This window comes from Streptomyces sp. NPDC057900, assembly GCF_042887885.1.
Lineage (GTDB): Bacteria > Actinomycetota > Actinomycetes > Streptomycetales > Streptomycetaceae > Streptomyces.
The window spans coordinates 1,660,629-1,678,831 of sequence record NZ_JBHVOI010000001.1; the positions used below are offsets into that span (position 1 = coordinate 1,660,629).

General features: G+C 70.3%; 19 protein-coding genes and 1 pseudogene. 4 read left to right on the plus strand and 16 right to left on the minus strand.

Features of this window, described 5'->3' with window-relative positions; translation table 11 throughout:
- The 12 genes from ACFVQ0_RS06940 to ACFVQ0_RS06995 all read right to left on the minus strand — a co-directional run bounded on the left by ACFVQ0_RS06940 (position 1) and on the right by ACFVQ0_RS06995 (position 12,300).
- Positions 1–399 carry a cell division protein SepF gene (locus ACFVQ0_RS06940; RefSeq protein ID WP_073734778.1) on the minus strand — a complete coding sequence of 133 codons (399 nt, stop codon included), beginning with the start codon at positions 397–399 and terminating at the stop codon, positions 1–3.
- A 104-nt stretch (positions 400–503) separates the two neighbouring features.
- On the minus strand, positions 504–1,778 hold the full coding sequence (locus tag ACFVQ0_RS06945; RefSeq protein WP_390085277.1) for a cytochrome P450: 1,275 nt from the start codon (positions 1,776–1,778) through the stop codon (positions 504–506).
- Positions 1,775–2,389, minus strand: a complete 615-nt coding sequence (locus ACFVQ0_RS06950; RefSeq protein ID WP_073734776.1) for an ATP/GTP-binding protein — start codon at positions 2,387–2,389, stop codon at positions 1,775–1,777. Before ACFVQ0_RS06950 ends, ACFVQ0_RS06945 begins: the two co-directional genes overlap by 4 nt.
- Entirely contained in the window at positions 2,367–2,720 is a 354-nt protein-coding gene (locus tag ACFVQ0_RS06955; protein ID WP_327339487.1) for a DUF742 domain-containing protein, read from the minus strand. The genes ACFVQ0_RS06950 and ACFVQ0_RS06955 overlap by 23 nt, the downstream gene beginning before the upstream one ends.
- Positions 2,717–3,142 carry a roadblock/LC7 domain-containing protein gene (locus tag ACFVQ0_RS06960; protein ID WP_390085279.1) on the minus strand — a complete coding sequence of 142 codons (426 nt, stop codon included), beginning with the start codon at positions 3,140–3,142 and terminating at the stop codon, positions 2,717–2,719. The genes ACFVQ0_RS06955 and ACFVQ0_RS06960 overlap by 4 nt, the downstream gene beginning before the upstream one ends.
- A complete protein-coding gene (locus ACFVQ0_RS06965; protein ID WP_390085281.1) occupies positions 3,139–4,515 on the minus strand; it encodes an ATP-binding protein in 1,377 nt (458 codons plus the stop codon). The genes ACFVQ0_RS06960 and ACFVQ0_RS06965 overlap by 4 nt, the downstream gene beginning before the upstream one ends.
- A 120-nt stretch (positions 4,516–4,635) precedes the next feature.
- The gene (locus ACFVQ0_RS06970) at positions 4,636–5,682 is read right to left on the minus strand and encodes an MBL fold metallo-hydrolase (protein ID WP_390085283.1); all 1,047 of its coding nucleotides are present in this window, start codon (positions 5,680–5,682) and stop codon (positions 4,636–4,638) included.
- 399 nt (positions 5,683–6,081) lie between these two features.
- Entirely contained in the window at positions 6,082–7,257 is a 1,176-nt protein-coding gene (locus ACFVQ0_RS06975) for a Gfo/Idh/MocA family protein (protein WP_390085285.1), read from the minus strand.
- Positions 7,258–7,326: 69 nt separating this feature from the next.
- Positions 7,327–8,967: a twin-arginine translocation signal domain-containing protein gene (locus tag ACFVQ0_RS06980; protein WP_390085287.1), complete on the minus strand. Its 1,641-nt coding sequence runs from the start codon at positions 8,965–8,967 to the stop codon at positions 7,327–7,329.
- 53 nt (positions 8,968–9,020) lie between these two features.
- Positions 9,021–9,980: a carbohydrate ABC transporter permease gene (locus ACFVQ0_RS06985; RefSeq protein WP_390085288.1), complete on the minus strand. Its 960-nt coding sequence runs from the start codon at positions 9,978–9,980 to the stop codon at positions 9,021–9,023.
- Positions 9,977–10,987 carry an ABC transporter permease gene (locus ACFVQ0_RS06990; RefSeq protein WP_390085290.1) on the minus strand — a complete coding sequence of 337 codons (1,011 nt, stop codon included), beginning with the start codon at positions 10,985–10,987 and terminating at the stop codon, positions 9,977–9,979. Before ACFVQ0_RS06990 ends, ACFVQ0_RS06985 begins: the two co-directional genes overlap by 4 nt.
- A 512-nt stretch (positions 10,988–11,499) precedes the next feature.
- On the minus strand, positions 11,500–12,300 hold the full coding sequence (locus ACFVQ0_RS06995; RefSeq protein WP_390085291.1) for a DeoR/GlpR family DNA-binding transcription regulator: 801 nt from the start codon (positions 12,298–12,300) through the stop codon (positions 11,500–11,502).
- A 184-nt stretch (positions 12,301–12,484) separates the two neighbouring features.
- On the opposite strand from ACFVQ0_RS06995, the gene ACFVQ0_RS07000 reads away from it, so the two are divergent.
- Positions 12,485–13,369: an SIS domain-containing protein gene (locus tag ACFVQ0_RS07000; RefSeq protein WP_390085293.1), complete on the plus strand. Its 885-nt coding sequence runs from the start codon at positions 12,485–12,487 to the stop codon at positions 13,367–13,369.
- Positions 13,370–13,373: 4 nt separating this feature from the next.
- Positions 13,374–14,363: an acyl-CoA thioester hydrolase/BAAT C-terminal domain-containing protein gene (locus ACFVQ0_RS07005; RefSeq protein WP_390085295.1), complete on the plus strand. Its 990-nt coding sequence runs from the start codon at positions 13,374–13,376 to the stop codon at positions 14,361–14,363.
- Here the strand turns inward: ACFVQ0_RS07005 and ACFVQ0_RS07010 are convergent.
- The gene (locus ACFVQ0_RS07010; RefSeq protein ID WP_390085297.1) at positions 14,345–14,878 is read right to left on the minus strand and encodes a hypothetical protein; all 534 of its coding nucleotides are present in this window, start codon (positions 14,876–14,878) and stop codon (positions 14,345–14,347) included. The genes ACFVQ0_RS07005 and ACFVQ0_RS07010 overlap by 19 nt on opposite strands.
- Positions 14,879–14,979: 101 nt before the next feature.
- Positions 14,980–15,639, minus strand: a complete 660-nt coding sequence (locus ACFVQ0_RS07015; RefSeq protein WP_390085299.1) for a TetR/AcrR family transcriptional regulator — start codon at positions 15,637–15,639, stop codon at positions 14,980–14,982.
- A gap of 124 nt (positions 15,640–15,763) precedes the next feature.
- On the opposite strand from ACFVQ0_RS07015, the gene ACFVQ0_RS07020 reads away from it, so the two are divergent.
- Complete coding sequence (locus tag ACFVQ0_RS07020) at positions 15,764–16,714, plus strand: NAD(P)-dependent alcohol dehydrogenase (protein ID WP_390085426.1); 951 nt, start codon at positions 15,764–15,766, stop codon at positions 16,712–16,714.
- 15 nt (positions 16,715–16,729) lie between these two features.
- Here ACFVQ0_RS07020 and ACFVQ0_RS07025 read toward each other — a convergent pair whose 3' ends face one another.
- Both ACFVQ0_RS07025 and ACFVQ0_RS07030 read right to left on the minus strand, forming a co-directional pair.
- Positions 16,730–17,131: a Zn-ribbon domain-containing OB-fold protein gene (locus ACFVQ0_RS07025; RefSeq protein ID WP_390085300.1), complete on the minus strand. Its 402-nt coding sequence runs from the start codon at positions 17,129–17,131 to the stop codon at positions 16,730–16,732.
- Positions 17,132–17,308: 177 nt separating this feature from the next.
- On the minus strand, positions 17,309–18,013 hold the full coding sequence (locus ACFVQ0_RS07030) for a TetR family transcriptional regulator (RefSeq protein ID WP_390085302.1): 705 nt from the start codon (positions 18,011–18,013) through the stop codon (positions 17,309–17,311).
- A gap of 107 nt (positions 18,014–18,120) precedes the next feature.
- On the opposite strand from ACFVQ0_RS07030, the pseudogene ACFVQ0_RS07035 reads away from it, so the two are divergent.
- Positions 18,121–18,203, plus strand: a pseudogene (locus tag ACFVQ0_RS07035) (electron transfer flavoprotein subunit beta); the annotation flags it as partial.

Sequence of the window (18,203 nt, forward strand, 5' to 3'; positions counted from 1 at the left end):
TCAGGCCCCCGGCACACCCGCCGCCGTCACGCCCTCGACCTCCATGCCGATGGGCGACAGGAGGAAGACGTTCCGGTCCACCCGGTGCATCCCGCTGCCGAGACCGAAGACGACACCGCTGGTGAAGTCCAGGATCCGCTTCGCCACATCGGGTTCCGCGCCGGTCAGATCGAGCAGCACCGGGACCTGCCCGACCAGGTACTCGGCGACCTCGCGCGCGTCCGCGAAGACCTGTACCCGCAGCACCACCATGCGCCGCTGCTCGGCGCTCTCCCGCTCCTCCGGGACCGTCCGGTGGTCCACCCGGGAGGGCCACTCGTTGCGGCTGCGCAGTGGTACGACCTGGGCCAGTCCCTCCCACTGCTCGTCGGTGACGTCATACCTGTCGTACCTGCTCACCGGACCACTCCGTCTGTGCATCGTTCGGCGTTGCGCCGGCTGCGCTCACTGTTCATCGGGCAATTCTCTCGCCCCTCACCCGTTCGGCCTACCAGCGACACGGTTCAGGACCTGATCGACACCTTCGGAAGTCTGCCGGAGACGGTCGCGGAGCCCTCGTCCGGGCCAGTGGCGGGTGTCGTGTCGAGCGGTGTGAAGCGAACCGGAAGGTGTGCCAGGGCCCGGTGGAACGGGCCGGGCCGCCACAGCAGTTCGCTTACCGGAACGGTGAGTTCCGCGTCGCACAGCTGGCTGGTGAACTGCTCGATGGCGGTCATCGCGATGAGCAGCGCGGGCTGCTTGGCGGGGCACCGGTGCGGCCCGGCCGACCAGGCGAGGTGGGCGCTGGCCCCGGAGCGGACCCCTTCTTCCGGGGGGACCGCCTCGGACTGGGTGTTGGCAGCGCCGAAGGAGACCAGGACCAGTTGTCCGGCGTGCAGCCGTACTCCGTGGAATTCGGTGTCGTGGCGCGGGTAGTGCGCGGCGAGGTTGGCGATCGGCGGTTCCTGCCACAGGACCTCGTTGATCGCCTCGTGCGCCGTCATCGCTCCGCCGTGCAGCGAGCCCGCGTACCGCTCGTCGGTGAGCATGTGCAGGATGGAGTTGCCGATCAGGTTGGTCGTGGGGTCGTGGCCCGCGCTCATCACCAGGGTGATCTGCCGGACCGTCTCGTCGTTGTCGAGACGGGCCGGATGTGCGAGCAGGTACGAGGTCAGATCGCGGCGCGGACGGGCACGCCGGTCGGCGACAAGGCGGGTGACGACGTCGACGAGGTCGGCGTACGCCTCGGCGGCGCCCCGGGCCGAGTTCGTCATGCCACCGACGCCGTCGATGATCCGTTCGCCGTCGTCGGGGCCGACGCCGAACCAGGTGATGAAGACATGCAGCGGGAGCCGTCGGGCGTACTGGGCGATGAGGTCGCCGGTGCCGGTGGCGGCGAACTCCCCGATGAGCTGCTGGGCGACCCTCGCCACCTCCGCCCGCAGGATGTGCGGTTCGATGAGCGCGAGGCTGTCGTTGATGGCTTCGCGGTAGCGGGTGTGCTCGTCGCCGTCGCTGAACAGCGCGGTGGGGCGGTGGCCGAGCACGGGCAGCACCGGCGAGTCCGGCGGGACGGTCGCCTGCCAGTCCCGGGGGTCCTTGCTGAAGGTGTGGGTGTCGCGGAGCAGGTCGACGGCCGCCTGGTAGTCCGTGACCAGCATCGCCTCCACGCCGGGCGCGATCCGGACCGGTGTCAGGGGGCCGTCTTCGCGCAGCCTGCGGTAGTGGCCGTGCGGGTCGGCCGCGAAGTCGGGGCCGTACAGCGCGACGGGCTGCGGCGGCTGTACGAACAGGGTCATGACGGGTCCTCGGGTCGCGGCAGTCGGGTCAGCACGTGTTCGGCCAGCGCGATCAGGGCGTCGATGCTGCCGCGCCGTTCCCGGGCGTCGCACTGGATCAGCGGGGTGCCTGGGGCGAGGTCGAGATGTTTGCGCAGCACCTCGTCGCTGTGGGCGGGCGCGTCGGGGAAGCGGTTGACCGCGACGGCGTACGGCAGCCCCTGCTCCTCCACCATGTCCATGACCGCGAAGGAGTCGCCGAGCCGCCGGGTGTCCACCAGGACGAGCGCGCCGAGCGCGCCCCGCGCGATGTCCTCCCACAGCGGCAGGAACCGCTGCTGGCCGGGGGTGCCGAACAGGTAGAGCACCAGATCGTCCAGGACGGTGAGACGTCCGAAGTCGATGGCGACGGTGGTGGTGGTCTTGTCGGGGAGCCCGGCGGTGTCGTCGAGCAGGGTGCTGGACTGGGTCATCGCCTCCTCCGTATGGAGGGTGGCTATTTCGGAGAGCGTACGGATCAGGGTCGTCTTGCCCACGCCGAAGGGACCCGTGACGACGATCTTCATCAGGGTCCGGGCGGCCGTCGGCAGGTAGCCGACGCCGGTCCGGTCAGTGGAGGGAGCGGAGTCCAACGAGCAGCCTCTCGACGAGCGACCGGTCGATCTCCCCGGCACTGGGTATCGGCGGTCGGGTGAGCAGAAGTCCGGCGGCCGCGAGGTCCGTGGCCAGGAATACGGTGGCGCTGACCGGCAGGTCCAGATGGGCCGCGCACTCGACGACGGTGAGCGCGCCCGGTGCCAGCAGTTCGCACAGCCTGCGCTGTTCCGAGCCGCTGTCCGGGGGCAGAGCCGTATCGGTGCGTACGAGCACGGCGAGCCGGTCGAGCGCGGGGCCGGCGGGCCGGGACCGGCCGCCGGTGACCAGATAGGCGGGGATCAGACGGCGTCCCGGTCCTGAGCTCATGGCCGGGTGGCGGCGTCCGGTTGGCGGGCGGGCGCGTGCATCGCCCGGGTCAGCGCGGTGACCTGCACCTGCATCTGGTAGGCGATGTCACCGAGTTTGGCGCCGGGTTCGGCGAAGAGGGCGAGCGTGGTGTTGTTCCCCGCCGGTACGACGACGGCGAAGCCCAGATCGGATTCGACGACCGTCTGGGCCAGTTTCGGTCCCTCGGCGTCGGTGAACGCCGTGGTGAAGGCGCGCGCCGCGGCGTGCAGCGTGGCTGTCATCGCGGCGACCCGTTCGCCGGACGCCCGGTCGAGGCCGGGTGAGGCGCCCTCGATGAGGCCGTCACCGGTGGCGACCACGGCATGCTGGACTCCGGGCAGCTCCAGCAGCGGGGTCAGCACCCATGCGAGGTCGCCGGTGGTGGGGCTGGGGGCGCTCACGTCTCGTCGTCTCCTTGGTCGTCCTGGTCGCCCAGGTGGTCGTGGCCGTCCGATTCCGGTGCGGGGGCCCGCCCGGCGACGCTCCTGCCGTTGAGGGTGCCCTGCTGGAGGGCCGCCCAGGAAGACTCCGCCTGCTCCGGTGTACGGGACACCTGTCCGGCGGCAGGGACGGTGGCGGGCGCCGGGGCCGGGGCCGGCCGGGGTGCGCGCCGCCGCCTGCTGGGCAGGCCGGCCGGTTCCGCTACGGGATTCGCCCTCGGCGGGTCCTGCGCGGGCACGACGGGGGCGCCCTCCTCGGCCGGGGCGGCCGGGGCGGCCTGCGCCGACACGGGTGCCGGGGCCAGCGCGGAGAGGGTCCGGTCCTCCTTCAGCACGGTCAGCAGATGTGCGGGAACACGCAGGATGGTCCGCATGCCGCCGAACGGCGAGGCCTCGATATGGCAGTGGAAGCCGTACTGCGTCACCAGCCGGCCGACGACCGCGAAGCCGGTCTGCGGCGGGTCGCCCAGCTCGGTCAGGAGCACTTCCGAAGGGCCTGCCAGTAGCGCGCGGGCCCGGTCGAGCGCGTCCTCGTCCATGCCGATGCCCGCGTCGTCGACGACCAGGAACGCGCCCCGGCCGCCGCTCTGCTGGAGCGTCACCGTCACGTCGGTGTCGGGGTGGGAGTACGCGGTGGCGTTGGCGAGCAGTTCGGCGAGGGCGATCGCGAGGGGCTCGGCGGCCCTGGCGGCGAGCGCGATCCGCTCCTCGCGCAGGTGGTTGGCCACCTTGATGCGCTCGTATCCGGCGACGCGGGACTGGGCCCCGAGCACGATCTCGACGAGCGGGGAGTTCTGCCGGGCCAGGCCGGGCCAGGCGTCGCAGAGCACGGCGGTGGACTGGGTCCGGCGCAGCGCCAGTTCGTTGCGGAAGTCCAGTTGCAGGATGCGCGGGTCGTCGTACTCGTGCTGGAGCTCGTGCAGCAGTTGCTGGGACTGGTTGAGCAGCGACTGGATCTTGGCCGAGGTGCCGCGCATCGCCGCGCGGGCCGCCGCGTCGACGCGCTGCCGCTCCTCGATGACGGCGGTCCTGGCGGCCTGCACGGCCTCGGTGAGCAGCCGGGCGGCTTCGCCGTCCACCTCTGCCGCCTCCCGCAGTCCGGGGACCTGGGCGCTGGAGTGCGAGAGGGCGAGCGCGGCGGCCGGGATGCGTTTCTGGGCCAGTTGCCGGATCTCCTCGACGAGCGCGGCGGTGCGGGCCTCCGCCGCCTTCATCTGCCGTTCGGTCAGCTCTGCGTGGGCCACGGCGAGCTGTTCCGAGCGGGCGGACCCGTACGAGCGCGCCGTCGCCGCCACGGCGGCCACGACGGCGATCACCGCCACGATCCATCCCATGCCGTTACCGCGTTTCTGTCGTCGGGCCGGCCCTCCGGCCGGGGCGGCGGCGGAGGACCGGACGGTCGGCCCGGCCCGGGGGCCGGACGGGTGGCCCGGCCTGTGCGGCGGGCCGGGCGCTCACTCCACCGCGCCCGCGGGCTCACGGGCCGGCTCCGCTTCCCGGTCCAGTCCCTGCTCGGCTCCCTGTTCCGCTTCCTGCTCCACTTCCCGGGCGAGCACGGCCACCTCGGTCATCACCTGGAGCACGCCCGGCATCTCGGATCCGTCGAGCTGCCGGTACTCGCTGCCGATGGTCACGAGCAGCCGCTCGGGGAGGCCGAGTTCGGGGTGGCGGCCCTCGCCGATCACCCGGCGGGCCGCCTCCGGGGCGGGCACCCCGGCTGCGTGGAGGGCGTGGGCCCGCTCCCGTACGTACTCCAGATAGGCGATGTGGTCGCGTACCCCGGCCCGGTCGAGGACCGGGCCGTGGCCCGGCACGATCGTCTCGGCTCCGGTGGCCAGGATCTGTTCGCAGGCGGCGATCACGTTGCTCAGCGGGCCCGCCCAGTGGATCGGGTGGTCGCCCGGCTGCCCGGGTGTCGAGGAGAAGATGATGTCGCCGCTGAACACGGCGCTCTGAGCGGGCAGATGGACCATCAGGTCACCGGTGGTGTGCGCGGGCGGCAGGGCGGCGATCCGGACCGGGTACTCCCCCAGGGTCAGTTCGAGCTCCCCGGTGAAGTAGGTGGTCGGCCGGACCGGTTCGGTCCGCGACCAGTCGAACGAGCCGAAGTGGCGGCCGAGGTAGGCGCCGAGCGGCCCTGCCGGGTCGCTGCCGTTGACCAGGGCGTGCTGCTGCTTCGGGGTGGGCTCGTAGTGGATGTGGTCCCGGGCCTCGCGGGTCGCGATGATCTCCGCGTCCGGGAGCACGCCGGCGCCCCAGAAGTGGTCGCCGTTGGCGTGCGTGACGATCACCCGGTCGACGGTGACGCCCGCGGGCAGCAGTTTCGTGCTCTCGGCCAGGAACTGTCCCGCCAGTACCGGGTCGTACGGGGTGTCGATCCAGAGCGCGCCCCGGGGCGAGACGAGCAGGCCGCAGTTGGCCAGCCCCCACCCCCGCTTCGGTGGGAGCCATGCGTGCAGGCCCCGGCCCAGGTCTACGACGTGCCCACCCGTGATCGACATGGACGCGATTATGCCGACCGGTTTCCGGTCGCGCGTTCGAAATCGGACACTGCAACCACTTACTGGCTTGAAATCGCCGTTTCGTGCCACCCGGAACGGCTGATCGGTGACCGTCCGAGAGCAGCGGAGTCATCCGCCTTACGGGATTATCGGGATGAACCAGTTGATACAGCGCACCCAATGACTCCTTCTTCGCCATTACGCAGCGAGCGGCCGTCAAACCGGAAGAGGCCGATTACCCACCGAGCATGACTCAAAACAGACGTCACCGGCCCCCGGCAGGGCGGGGGCGCACGGGTGGTGCGTTTCGTGCGGTGAAAAGGCCGGACAGAGCCGCGGCACGGCTCTGTCCGGCCCTTCAGGTCCCGGTCAGATTCCGGTCAGATTCCGGTCAGATCCTCAGGAGCGGACCTGGCCGCGTTCGAAGTACGCGATCAGCTCGGGGTCGAGGGCGGGTACGTCGTACGGCGCACCGCCCTCACGCAGCGAGCGGGTCGCGAGCACACCGGCGGCGACGCTCATCCGGGCGGCGACCGGCGAGGTGTCGGTGACGCCCCCGTCGCGCACGAACCGGCAGAACTCCTCCATGATCCGGCTGTCACCGCCGCCGTGCGAGCCCTTGGCCTCCGGCACCCGGTAGGTGATGTCGGCGTCCGCGCGGTAGCCGCTGGGGCCGGTGTTCCAGACCTTGACCTCGTCGCCGGGGCTGTCGCCGAAGTTCTCCAGCCGTCCCTCGGTGCCGATGACGGTGTAGTTGCGCCAGTAGTCCGGCGTGAAGTGGCACTGCTGGTAGGCGGCGACCACGCCGTTGTCGAGCTGCATGTTCATCACCGAGACGTCCTCGACGTCCACGATGTGGTGCAGGTCCTTGCGGGCGGTCGGCGGCCAGTCGAACTCGCGCAGCCAGTTGTCCGGGCGCGGGGTGTCCGGCTCGCGCCGCGGCAGGTCGCCGTAGACCATCAGGTCGCCCAGCGCGTTGACGCGCTGCGTGTAACCGCCGGCCAGCCAGTGCAGCACGTCGATGTCGTGCGCGGCCTTCTGGAGGAGCAGGCCGGTGGTCCGGGTCCGGTCGGCGTGCCAGTCCTTGAAGTAGTAGTCGCCGCCGTAGCCCACGAAGTGGCGTACCCAGACGGTCTTGGGCTCGCCGATGTCGCCGCGGGCGATGATGTCGCGCATCAGCCGCACGACACCCATGTGCCGCATGTTGTGGCCGACGTAGAGCCGGGTCCCGGTCTCGTACGCGGCGCGCAGGACGTTGTCGCAGCTCTCGACGGTGATCCCGAGCGGCTTCTCGACGAAGACGGCCTTGCCCGCCCGCAGCGCGTCGATGGCGATGGCCTCGTGGGTGTCGTCCGGGGTGGCGACGATGACCGCGTCGATGTCGTCCCGGCCGAGGAGCAGCTTGTAGTCCTCGACCGCGACATCCGTACCGAAGCGCTCGGCCTCGCGGCTGCGCACCTCGGGGTCGAGGTCGCAGACGGCGGTGATCGCCGAACCCTGTCCGGGGTGGTGGGCGGACATCGCGATGGAACGGCGCAGGCCGAGTCCGATGACGCCGAGTCGAAGGTCTGACACGGGGATCCCTTCTCTGTCTGTACGGGTGGTGCGGGTGGTGCGGACGAGGATCAGATCCCCGGCCCTGGATTACTTTCCGGCGAGCGAGGCCTCGAACTCGGCACGCATCTTGTCACCGCCGCCGGAGCGCCACTTGGCCAGCTGCTCCTTGAACGCGGAGATCGGCTTGCGGCCCGCGACGATGTCCAGCTGACAGTCGCTCATGGCGGTGGTGAGCGAGGGGCTCTTGCTGGTGGACGTGTCGGAGAAGTGGCCGCTCGTCGGGTTGGACTGGCTGATCTTGAGGAGTTCCTGCTGCCAGCCGTGGATCTTTCCGGCCAGCTCCGGCTGTCCGGGCAGGTAGATGTACTCGGGTCCGGCGGCGAGGAAGGCCAGCGGCATCGCCGTGGTCACCGCCTCGGAGTTCCCCTTGGGGGTGAGCTTGACGTCGCCCTTGGCCGTGCGGGTGAAGTGCTTGCCCTCGACGCCGTTGTCGAGGAAGAGGCGCTCCTCCGTACCGAAGGGGGCGGCCAGGTAGTCCAGGACGCCCAGCAGCATCTTCACGCGCTTGGTGTCGGCCTTCTTGTTGATGGCGGTGTAGCCGACGGAGCCGTAGCCCATGCTGTAGTGCGGCGTGGCGCCTTCCTTGCCGGCGAACGGCACGATGACGCCGAACGGGAAGTCGTACGTCTTGGCGTCGACCAGGAAACTGGGGAAGGACTGGACGTAGGCTCCGAGGCTGCCCTGCGCCATCTTCTCCATGGTGGTGGAGAGGTTGGGGTCCGGCCAGAAGAGTCCGGCCTTGGCCACCTTGACGGCGAAGGCCAGGGCCTCCTGGTACTCCTCCGTCTCGTACTGGTGGGTGAGCTTGCCGCCTTCGAGGCGCCAGGAGGCGGGGGCGCCGAACCACTGGGCGAACTGGCCGATGTGGTTCACGTACGCGGGTTCCAGGACGTACTTGTTGCGCTTGGTGTCGAGGAGCTCCTTGCCCTTGGCGAGGAAGTCCTCCGCGCTGCTGAACTCGGCTCCGCCGACGGGCTTCCAGAAGTCCTGGTTGACGACGTAGACCTGGCCCATGGACCCGTAGGCGACGGTGACGCCGCGGATCTTGCCGTTGACCACGGCGGTCTTCCAGGCCGTGGTCGGCAGGTTCGCCAGGTTCGGGTAGTCCTTCACCGCGTCGCCCGAGAGGTACGGGGTGAGGTCGTGGAACTTGGCGTCCAGCAGCTCGGGAACGCGCTGGATGCCCTGGTTCGGCGGGAACCAGACCAGGTCGGGTATGTCACCGCCGGCCATCATGGCGTTGAACTTCTGGAGGTAGGCGTCCACGCCCTGGTCCACGACGATCGTCATGTCGAACTGAGCGCCGAGCCGCTTGTTCAGCTCCTGCCAGTAGGCGTTCTTGCCCTGCGGCGGTGCGGGCGTGGTGAACGTCTCGGTGAGGGCCGTGATGCGGCTGCCGTCACCGGGCGCCTTGGCCACCGACTTGGTGAGGGCCTTGGGGTAGCGCAGGTACGTGGCGTCCAGACCGGCCGCGTTGCCCGCCAGGTCCGCGGGGGCGGTCTGCACTGCCGCGTACGTCGGCAGCTTGAGCTTGGCCGACGCCTTGGAACCGCCCTTGCTGACCGTGGCACCGCTGCCGCAGGCGCTCAGGGTCGACAGCCCGGCCACGGTCAGGCCGGCGATTCCCGCGGCGCCCATGAAACCGCGCCGGGACAAGTTGGTGGACATGGGGCTCCTTGAAAGGTGTGAAGTGCGTGGCGGCGACGAAGGCGGTGGGCGGATCAGCCCTTGATCGCCCCGGTGAGAACGCCCTTGACGAAGAATTTCTGCAGGAAGGGGTACACGCAGAAGATGGGCACGATGGCGATGATCAGCACGGCCATCTGCAAGGACGTGGCCGGCGGGATCGAGTGGACGCCCATGGCCGACGCGTTGATGCTCTGCCCGTTGAGTACGTAGCTGCGCAGGATCACCTGGATGGGGAACTTGCCGGAGTCGTTGAGGTAGAGCACCGCGTTGAAGAAGCTGTTCCAGTACCCGACCGCGTAGAACAGCCCGACCACGGCCAGGACCGCCTTGGAGAGCGGGAGGACGATCCGGAAGAGGACCGTGACCTCACCGGCGCCGTCGATCCGGGCCGCGTCGTACAGCTCCTCCGGGATGCTCTGGAAGAAGGAGCGGACGACCACGATGTTGAACGCGTTGAGCAGCACCGGAAGGATCAGCGCCGCGTAGGTGTCCAGCATCTTGAACTGCTGGACCGCCAGGTACGTCGGGATGATGCCGGGGGCGAAGAGGAACGTACCCAGTACCAGCAGCAGGATCGGCTTGGCGAGGACCGTGCCGGGGCGCGAGGTCCCGTAGGCGATCAGCACCGTGCACGCCAGGCTGAGCGCGGTGCCGACCAGGGTGATCCCGATGGAGACGAGCGCGGCCTGCGTGACGACCCCGCCGGACAGCACGACCCGGTAGGCCTCCACCGTCGGGTGGTGCGGCAGCAGTACGTAACCGCCGTTCGCGTTGAGCTCCTCGCGGCCCGCCAGGCTGGTGCCGATGGCGAGGACGAACGGGTAGAGCACGATCACGGTGAGGACGATCAGGGCCAGGCCCTTGGCGCCCTGCCCGTACCAGTGGGGACGCTCCATCCACGGCGGCCTGCCGTTGGAGGCGCGCAGGCCCCCACCGGCCCTGGGGCCGAACCTGGCACTGCGCAGCCGGGTCGCGACGGACTGCTGGCTCATCGGTAGACTCCCTGCTCGCCGAAGCGGTGGGCGAGCTTGTTGGCGGCGAGGATGAGGGCGAAGCCGATGACGCCCTTCATCAGACCGGCGGCGGTGCTCATGCCCCAGTCGCCGTCCACGACTCCGTGGAAGTACACATAGGTGTCCATGACTTCGGAGGCGTCCGGGCCGACGGCGTCACGCTGCAGGATGATCTGCTCGAAGCCGACCGAGAGGATGTCGCCGAGCCGCAGGATCAGCAGCATCAGGATCACCGGCCGGATGCCCGGCAGGGTGATGTGCCAGATCCGGCGGAGCCAGCCGGCGCCGTCCATCGCGGCGGACTCGTACTGGCCCATGTCGATCGAGGCGATGGACGCCAGGAAGATGATCGTGCCCCAGCCCGTGTCCTTCCAGATGGCCTGCGCGGTGATCAGCAGCTTGAAGGTGCCGGGGTCCGTCATCACGTTGCCGATGCTGACGCCGTGCTCCATAAGCAGCGTGGTGACCGAACCCGCGCCGCCGAGCACCTGCTTGAACATGGCCACCACGACGACCCAGGACAGGAAGTGCGGGAGGTAGACGACGGTCTGGATGAACCGCTTGATCTTCTCGCTGATCAGCGAGTTGAGCAGCAGGGCCAGGGCGATCGGTGCCGGGAAGTACAGCACCAGCTGGATCGCGGTGATCTGGAGCGTGTTGGATACCGCGCTCCAGAAATCCGGCTCGGCCAGCAGCGCGGTGAAGTTCGAGAGCCCGACGAACGGGCTCTCCTTGAAGCCCAGGAAAGGCTGGTAGTCCTGGAAGGCGATGACGTTGCCCGCGAGCGGCAAGTAGAAGAAAAGCGCAAAGTACAGAACACCGGGCAGGCAGAAGAGCAGAAGCGCTCTGTCCCGTTTCAGCCGGTGTCGGAGCGGCTGCCGTATCCGGTTCTTCTTGGGCTTCTTCCCGGCGGGCAGGTCGGCGCCGTCCGGGTCGCGGGGCTGCGGCACGGACTGCCGCACTGCTGTGACCGGCACATCTGCCATCGTCACAGGCACCTCCAGGGCTGATGGAGCGAGAGAACGTCCCGCATACGTGGAGGCGGGCCGCGTCCCGGAAGGGGTGCGGCCGCTGCTCCTTCACGGCGACAGGCACATAGTTCACGACAGCGCACCCGAATGGCAAGAGTTGTTCATTTCGCAGAGGTAACGAACATCTATTGACATCCAAAACCCACAACACGCAGCACATCGGCACACCCCGTGGATCGAAATATGCACAGAAGAGGCACAAGGTGGTCGCGAAGCGACCGTCTTCGGCGCTGCCGACCCGTCAAATCCGGCCTATGGATGCTTGGTTGTGATCGATCGCGCACGCACAAGCGCACGTTCCAGCACGGCGGGACCCGGCCGAGGGGGCACGCGAAACGGCGGGCCGCCGCACCCCAAGGGTGTGGCGGCCCGCCGTTGGGCCGAGCCCGGACGGCCCGGACGGCTCGGACGGCTCAGACGGCTCAGACGGCTCAGACGGCTCGGACGGCTCAGACGGCTCGGACGGCTCAGACGGCGATGACAGTGACGCCGGCCTCGGTGAAACGGGCCGTCGCCTCGGCCGGGATCCCCTTGTCGGTGACCAGGAAGTCGATCAGCCCGAGGTCGAAGACCCGGGCGAAGGCCCGCTTGCCGATCTTCGAGGAGTCGGCGGCCACCACCACCCGCTGGGCCTGCTGGGCGAGCAGCCGGTTGATACTGGCCTCGCCCTCGTGGTGGACGTACGCACCGCGTTCGGTGTCGATGGCGTTGACGCCCAGCACGGCGACGTCCAGCGTGATCTCGCCGAGTACGCCGCTGGCCAGCGGGCCCGTCAGCTCGTACGACTGGGGCCTGGCCACCCCGCCGGTCACCACGATCTTTATCTGCGGCCGGATCACCAGCTCATTGGCGATGTTGAGGGCGTTGGTGACCACGGTGAGGGTCGGCTGTCCCGACGCCCCCGCGACGGCGTCCCCCACCAGGTCGGAACGCACGGCGAGCGCGCGGGCGACCTCGGTGATGGTGGTACCGCCGGTCAGCCCCACCACTTCGCCGACCGCGACCAGCTCGGCCACGGCACGGCCGATGGCCTGCTTCTCCGGGGCGTTTCGCCCGGTCTTGTAGCGCAGCGCCAGCTCGTAGCTGACACCGTGCGCGACCGCGCCGCCCCGCGTACGGGTGAGCAGTTGCTGCTCAGCGAGCTGGTCAAGATCTCGGCGGATGGTCGCCGCCGAGACATCCAGCACCTTCGCGGCGTCCTCGACGTCCACCCGGCCATGCTTGCCTACGAGCTCCAGCAGTGAGTTCCACCGGGTATCCCTGGACACGTGCACTCTCCTCACAGGTCCGGCCGCATGCGCCCATCCCCTTGGGTGGCATCACCGGACTCGCGCAAGCGTCGCACAAGGCCCTCGCGAGTCAAGTCAGCTGCAAGGGAAATGCTTGATAATGCTTGCACGTCCCGTATATCGTGCGTTTACGAGCATCCCATCACCAGTACGGAGTGCAAAAGTGTCATTTGTCGAGATCGAGACAGCCAGTCAGCCGGACTGCTGGCGTCGCGCCGCGGATCTGGCGCAGAGCCAGGCCTCCGTACTGCCCGCGTCCGGTGAGCGGATCGCCGTGGTCGGCTGCGGCACCTCGTTCTACATGGCTCAGGCGTACGCCTCGCTCCGTGAGGACTCCGGCCAGGGCGAGACCGACGCGTTCGCCGCCTCCGAGTTCCCGTTCGGCCGCCGCTACGACCGGGTCGTGGCCCTCAGCCGTTCCGGCACCACGACCGAGGTGCTCGAACTTCTCGACAGGTTGCGGGGTGTCACCCCGACGGTGGCCATCACCGGCGACCCGCAGACCCCGGTGATGACGTCCGCGGACGCGGTCGTGGTGCTCGACTTCGCCGACGAGCAGTCCGTCGTGCAGACCCGCTTCGCGACCACGCTACTGACCCTGCTCCGCGCCCACCTCGGTCTGCACACCGACTCCGTGGTCCGCGACGCGGAGACGGCGCTGGCCGAACCGCTGCCCGAAGGGCTGCTGGACTGCACCCAGTTCACCTTCCTCGGCCGCGGCTGGACGGCGGGTCTCGCCAACGAGGCCGCGCTGAAGATGAAGGAGGCCTCGCTGTCCTGGACGGAGGCGTACGCCGCGATGGAGTACCGCCACGGCCCCATCAGCATCGCCACAGAGGGCACCGCGACCTGGATGTTCGGCACCGCGCCGGAGGGACTGCGCGAGCAGGTCGAGGGGACCGGCGCCCGCTGGGTGGAGAGCGGTCTGGACCCGCTGGCCGAGCTGGTCCGCGTCCAGCGCCTGGCCATCGCCCGCGCCGCCGCCCGCGGCCTGGACCCGGACAGCCCGCGCCACCTCACCCGTTCCGTGGTGCTGGCCGACGCCTGAGCCGGTGCCGGACATCATCGAGCACCCCTGCGTCACTGCCGCGGGCGGGCACCGCGCGGACGCCTGGACGGGTTTCCGCGCCGCGCCCGCGCGCGGCAGTGACGCAGGGGTGCTCGTGCTCTCGGGGTCCAGCGGGCGGGTCGAGGAGGAGCGGTGCCGGCTGCTGGCCCGGGAGGGCTTGGCCGCCCTCTCCATCCGCTGGTTCGGCGGCCCCGGACAGCCGCCGGGCATCTGTGAAGTCCCGCTGGAGACCTTCGTGTCCGCGCTCGGCCGGCTCCGCGCGGACGGGGCCCGTCGCGTCAGCGTCCTGGGTGTCTCCAAGGGCGCGGAGGCCGCACTGCACCTGTCCGTGCTCCAGCCCGGCATCGACGCCGTGGTGGCGCTCTCCCCCACCTCGCTGACCTGGGCCAACATCGGCCCCGGCCGCGACGGTTCGGCGGCGCCCCACCGGTCCTCCTGGACCTGGCGCGGGCAGCCACTGCCGTTCGTTCCCTACGACACCGGCTGGACGGCCTCCGAGCCGGCGGGCGCCCCGGTCTCGGTCCTCGGCTGGTACGAACAGAGCGTGCGGGCCCGCCCGGACCTGCTCACCGCCGCGGCCATCCCGGTGGAGCGGTCCGCCGCCGAACTCGTGCTGGTCGCGGGCGGTGACGACCTGATGTGGCCCTCACTGCGGTACGCGCGGGAGCTGGCGGCCCGGCGGCGGGCGGCAGGCCTTCCCGTCCGGCTGGTCACCCGCGCCGACGCGGGACACCGGCCCCGGCTGCCCGGCGAGGGGGCCGTGCCCGCGTCCAGCGCATTCCGGCACGGCGGCTCACCGGCGGCCGACGCGGCGCTCGGAGCGGCCGCCTGGCCGCACATCCGCCACGCGCTCCTCGGCCCGCGCCCCGGTCGTACGGACCCGGCCAGGGAGGCCGCCACCGGCCAGGACCCCGCGTCATCCGCCGGTCAGGGCCCCGCGTCGGCCGCCGCCGGTCAGGACTCCTCGAAGTAGGCGTCCAGGACCGCGTCGAAGCCTTCCGTCCACTCCTTCAGGCTGCTCCTGGCGGCCGCCTCGACCTCGGCGTTGAACCACCGCATGCTCGACATGTGGACCGTGACCGTGAACCTGCGGCCGAACCGGGCCGGCTTCAGCTCCACCGCGCCGATCTCGTCCCAGCGGAAGTCGGCCTCCTGGTCGTCCAGCGTGAACCGGATGCCCTCACTGTCCGCGGTGATCGAGCCACGGCGGTCGCTCACCTCGAACGCGGGACCGTCCTCGCCCGTGTTCGCCTTCTCGTCCTCGTCCTCCTCGTCGTCCGCCGCCTCGGCGACGGCCTCGCCGTCGGATTCCGCCTCGGCGGACGCGGCGTCCTCGGGCACGGCGTCCTCGGGTGCGGGCTCCTCGGTCGGCTCCGGCTCCTCGTCCGCCTTTCCGGTGGCTCGGGGGGCCGTGAGACCAGGGATGTACGCCGGGTCTGTCCCTGCGGCGTACGCGGGCTGAGTGTTGGGATCTATGCGCTGCTCCACGGCGGGCAGTATGGCCGACGAACCTGTACGGGGCCAGTAAGACCGTGTTCACCCCGCCGGTTCGGGGGTCGCCGCGGACGGATGAACCGACCGGCCGGGCCTCACGGGCCGGGCGGAAGCCGGTGGATGCGGTTCAGTTCCAGCGGGGCGGGCGGCGGGAGGGGTGCGGCGTGCTCGGCCCGGAGGGACTGGAGCAGGTAGCCGGTGAGCCGCCGGGACGCGGCCGCGGAGACCTCCGGGGAGTCTCCGGCGACGCCGTTGTTCGCCAGCAGCAGGAGCGTGACGTCGCTGGGGTCGAAGTCGGCGCGGAGCTGCCCCGACTCCTGCGCGCGCCGCACCAGTCGGGCGATGCCCTCCTCCGCGCGGACGCGCTGTCCGTCGATGTCCACGGCGTCGGGAAACCGGGAGAGGAACGCGGCGGTGAAGCCCCGGTCGGTGGCCTGCATCGCGCACACCTTCTCGATGAGCGAGCGGAAACCGTGCCAGGGGTCGGGGTCCCGCAGTGCGGCGTCGAGGGCCGCGACGCACACGGCGAGCTGCTCGGAGAAGGCCTCAGTGACAAGTGCGGCACGCGTGGGGAAACGACGGTAGAGCGTGGCGACCCCGACACCGGCCCGGCGGGCGATCGTGGTGACGGGCACGTCGATGCCGTGGGCCGCGTAGGCCTCCCGGGCGGCTTCCAGGATGCGCTCACGGTTGTGCCGGGCATCGGCCCGCAGTCCGGCCGTGGCGGGGCGCTTCCGAGAGGGCTGAGCAGGCATGTCTCTCACTTTACGGTAAGTGGAAGGTGTCATCCACTTAGCCTGTTAGCTTGAGGAGAAGGAAGCGGAAACACCATTCCGCTTACGGTTCCCGAGGCAGAGCAGGACAGGACACGTGGACGAGATGCGCGCGGCCCTCTACGACCGGTACGGCCCTCCGGAGGTGCTGTATGTGGGCAAGGTGCCCGTGCCGGAAGCCAAGCCGGGCGAGGTACTGGTCCGCGTCCGGGCGGTCGGGCTGAACGGCGGTGAGCTGTACGGCCGGGCCGGAAAGGTACGCCTGGTGACGGGACGCCGATTCCCCCAGCGCACCGGGATCGACTTCGCGGGCGAGATAGCCGCGCTGGGCCCGTCCGTGACCGGGGTGCGGGTGGGCGAGCAGGTGTGGGGCGTTCTGCCCCGGCGGATGGGCAGCGCGGCGGAGTACGTGGCCGTCCCCGCGCGGAAGGTCTCGCCCGCCCCGGCCAACCTGACGCCCGAACAGGCCGTCTCCCTGGTGGCCGGCGGCACGACGAGCCTGACCGCGCTGGTCGACAAAGCCGCCCTCAAGCCCGGCGAGCGGCTCCTGGTACGCGGGGGCAGCGGCGGGGTCGGCAGCGTCGGGGTCCAGATCGGCAAGTTGCTCGGCGCCCGCGTCACCGCTCTCGCGGGGGCGAAGAACCTCGACTTCGTCCGCGGCCTGGGCGCCGACGAGGCCTTCGACTACCGGACGACCGGCCCCGCCGAACTGGGCGCCTTCGACGTCGTCCTGGACACGGTCGGCACCCTGCACCGCGACTTCCGGCGACTGTTGGCCCCGGGCGGGCGCATGGTGGCCGTGTCCTTCGACATCGAGCACACCTTCCGCTCCCTCGCCTACCTCCTCGCCTCGGCCCGCCACGGCTCCGGACGCGTACGGTTCTTCAGCGGCAACCCGGACACCGAACTGCTGACCCGGCTGGCCCGGTACGCGGAGGACGGCAGTATCCGCCATGTCGTGGACACCGTCCGCCCTCTCGCGGACATCGCGGACGCCCACCGCGCGCTGGAAGCGGGCGGCGTACGCGGCAAGCACATCCTGCGGGTCGAGGAGTGAACCGCATGGACGGTGTCAGTACCAGCCGGCCGTGAGGGGCGGGTCGCACAGTTCGAGGACCACCTCGCCCGCCTCCGAGGTCGCGCCGCCCACCGGCCGGACACGGTCGCCGACGCTCACCAGGTGGGGCGCCGCGCCCACGATCCGGCACCGGTACACAAAACCCTCCGGGAAGCGGACCAGCGACTCGTTGCGCATCACCCGCGAATAGCGGTTCACGACGCTGGACCGTACGACGACGCCGTGTCCGTCGCTGCGTTCCGGTTCGAGATCGCTCGACGCGCAGACGGGGCACAGCAGTTTGCGGAACGAGGCGGTGCGGCACCATCGGCACCGCTGGTAGACCAGCCCCTCCACGGTATGCGGATCCGCCGTGTCACCGGCCGTCCGCCCCACATCGGTTCCGGTACTGAACACGTCTCGGCCTCCCGCGCTCGACTGGGTGCGCCGCACCGCCGGCGACGGCACTCCGGCACCGTATGGCACTTAGTGCCAGCGCGTAAAGGTACTGAGTGCCGAAAGTTGCCGAAGCCCCCTTCGACCGGCCCTCGACCGGCCTCCCGCCGGACCCTCCACCGTTCCTCTGCCGGGCCTTCAGTCCTGGCCGAGAGCGGACTCGATGCGCTGCACCACCCGCCACATGGGGGCGCCCTTCGCCGCGACCATCACGATCACCTCGTCGTCGGCAGCCGTCACGGCGGGCCGTGCGGACGCGCTTCCCCACACCGTGCGGACGAGTTCGAGCGCCCGGTCCACCTCGGCGCCCGCATCGCCCTGGCCGCCCGAACGCAGCCAGGACCGGAGGCCGTTGTTGTGCGCGGCGACCACGGAGGCGGCGATCACCTCGGCGCGCAGCGCGGCCTCCCTGGTGCCGTCGCCGCGCCGCTCCAGATAGCCGGCGAGGGTCCGTTCGTAGCGGCGTACGACGGAGAGTTCATAGGTGCGCAGACCGGGCACCTCCCGGGTGAGCCGGTAGCGCTGCACGGAGAACTCCGGATTCACGGCGTACATCCGCAGGACGAGCCGGGCCGCGTCACACACCGTGTCCACCGGATCGCCGTCACCGGCGACGTCCAGGAACGCGGTCATGTCCGCGAGACACCGCTCGTGATCGGGGAAGACCGCGTCCTCCTTCGACGGGAAGTAGCGGAAGAAGGAACGCCGCCCCACCCCCGCCCTGGCGACGATGTCGTCCACCGTGGTCCGCTCGAACCCGCGCTCCATGAAGAGCCCGAAGGCAGCCTCCGCGAGCACGTCACGCATGGGCGGCTTCTTGGCAGGTCCGCGGTCATCGGTCATGGCGGAAACGTAGCACCAGAAGCAGTCGTCCGGCACTGCGTACCTTTACTCGGGGTACTGAGTGCCATAAGGTCGGATCACGAACCGCATCAGTGAGGAGAGCCGGCGTGAGCTTGAGGATCGTTGTCTGTGTGAAGTACGTGCCCGACGCGACCGGTGACCGGCATTTCGCCGATGACCTGACGTTGGA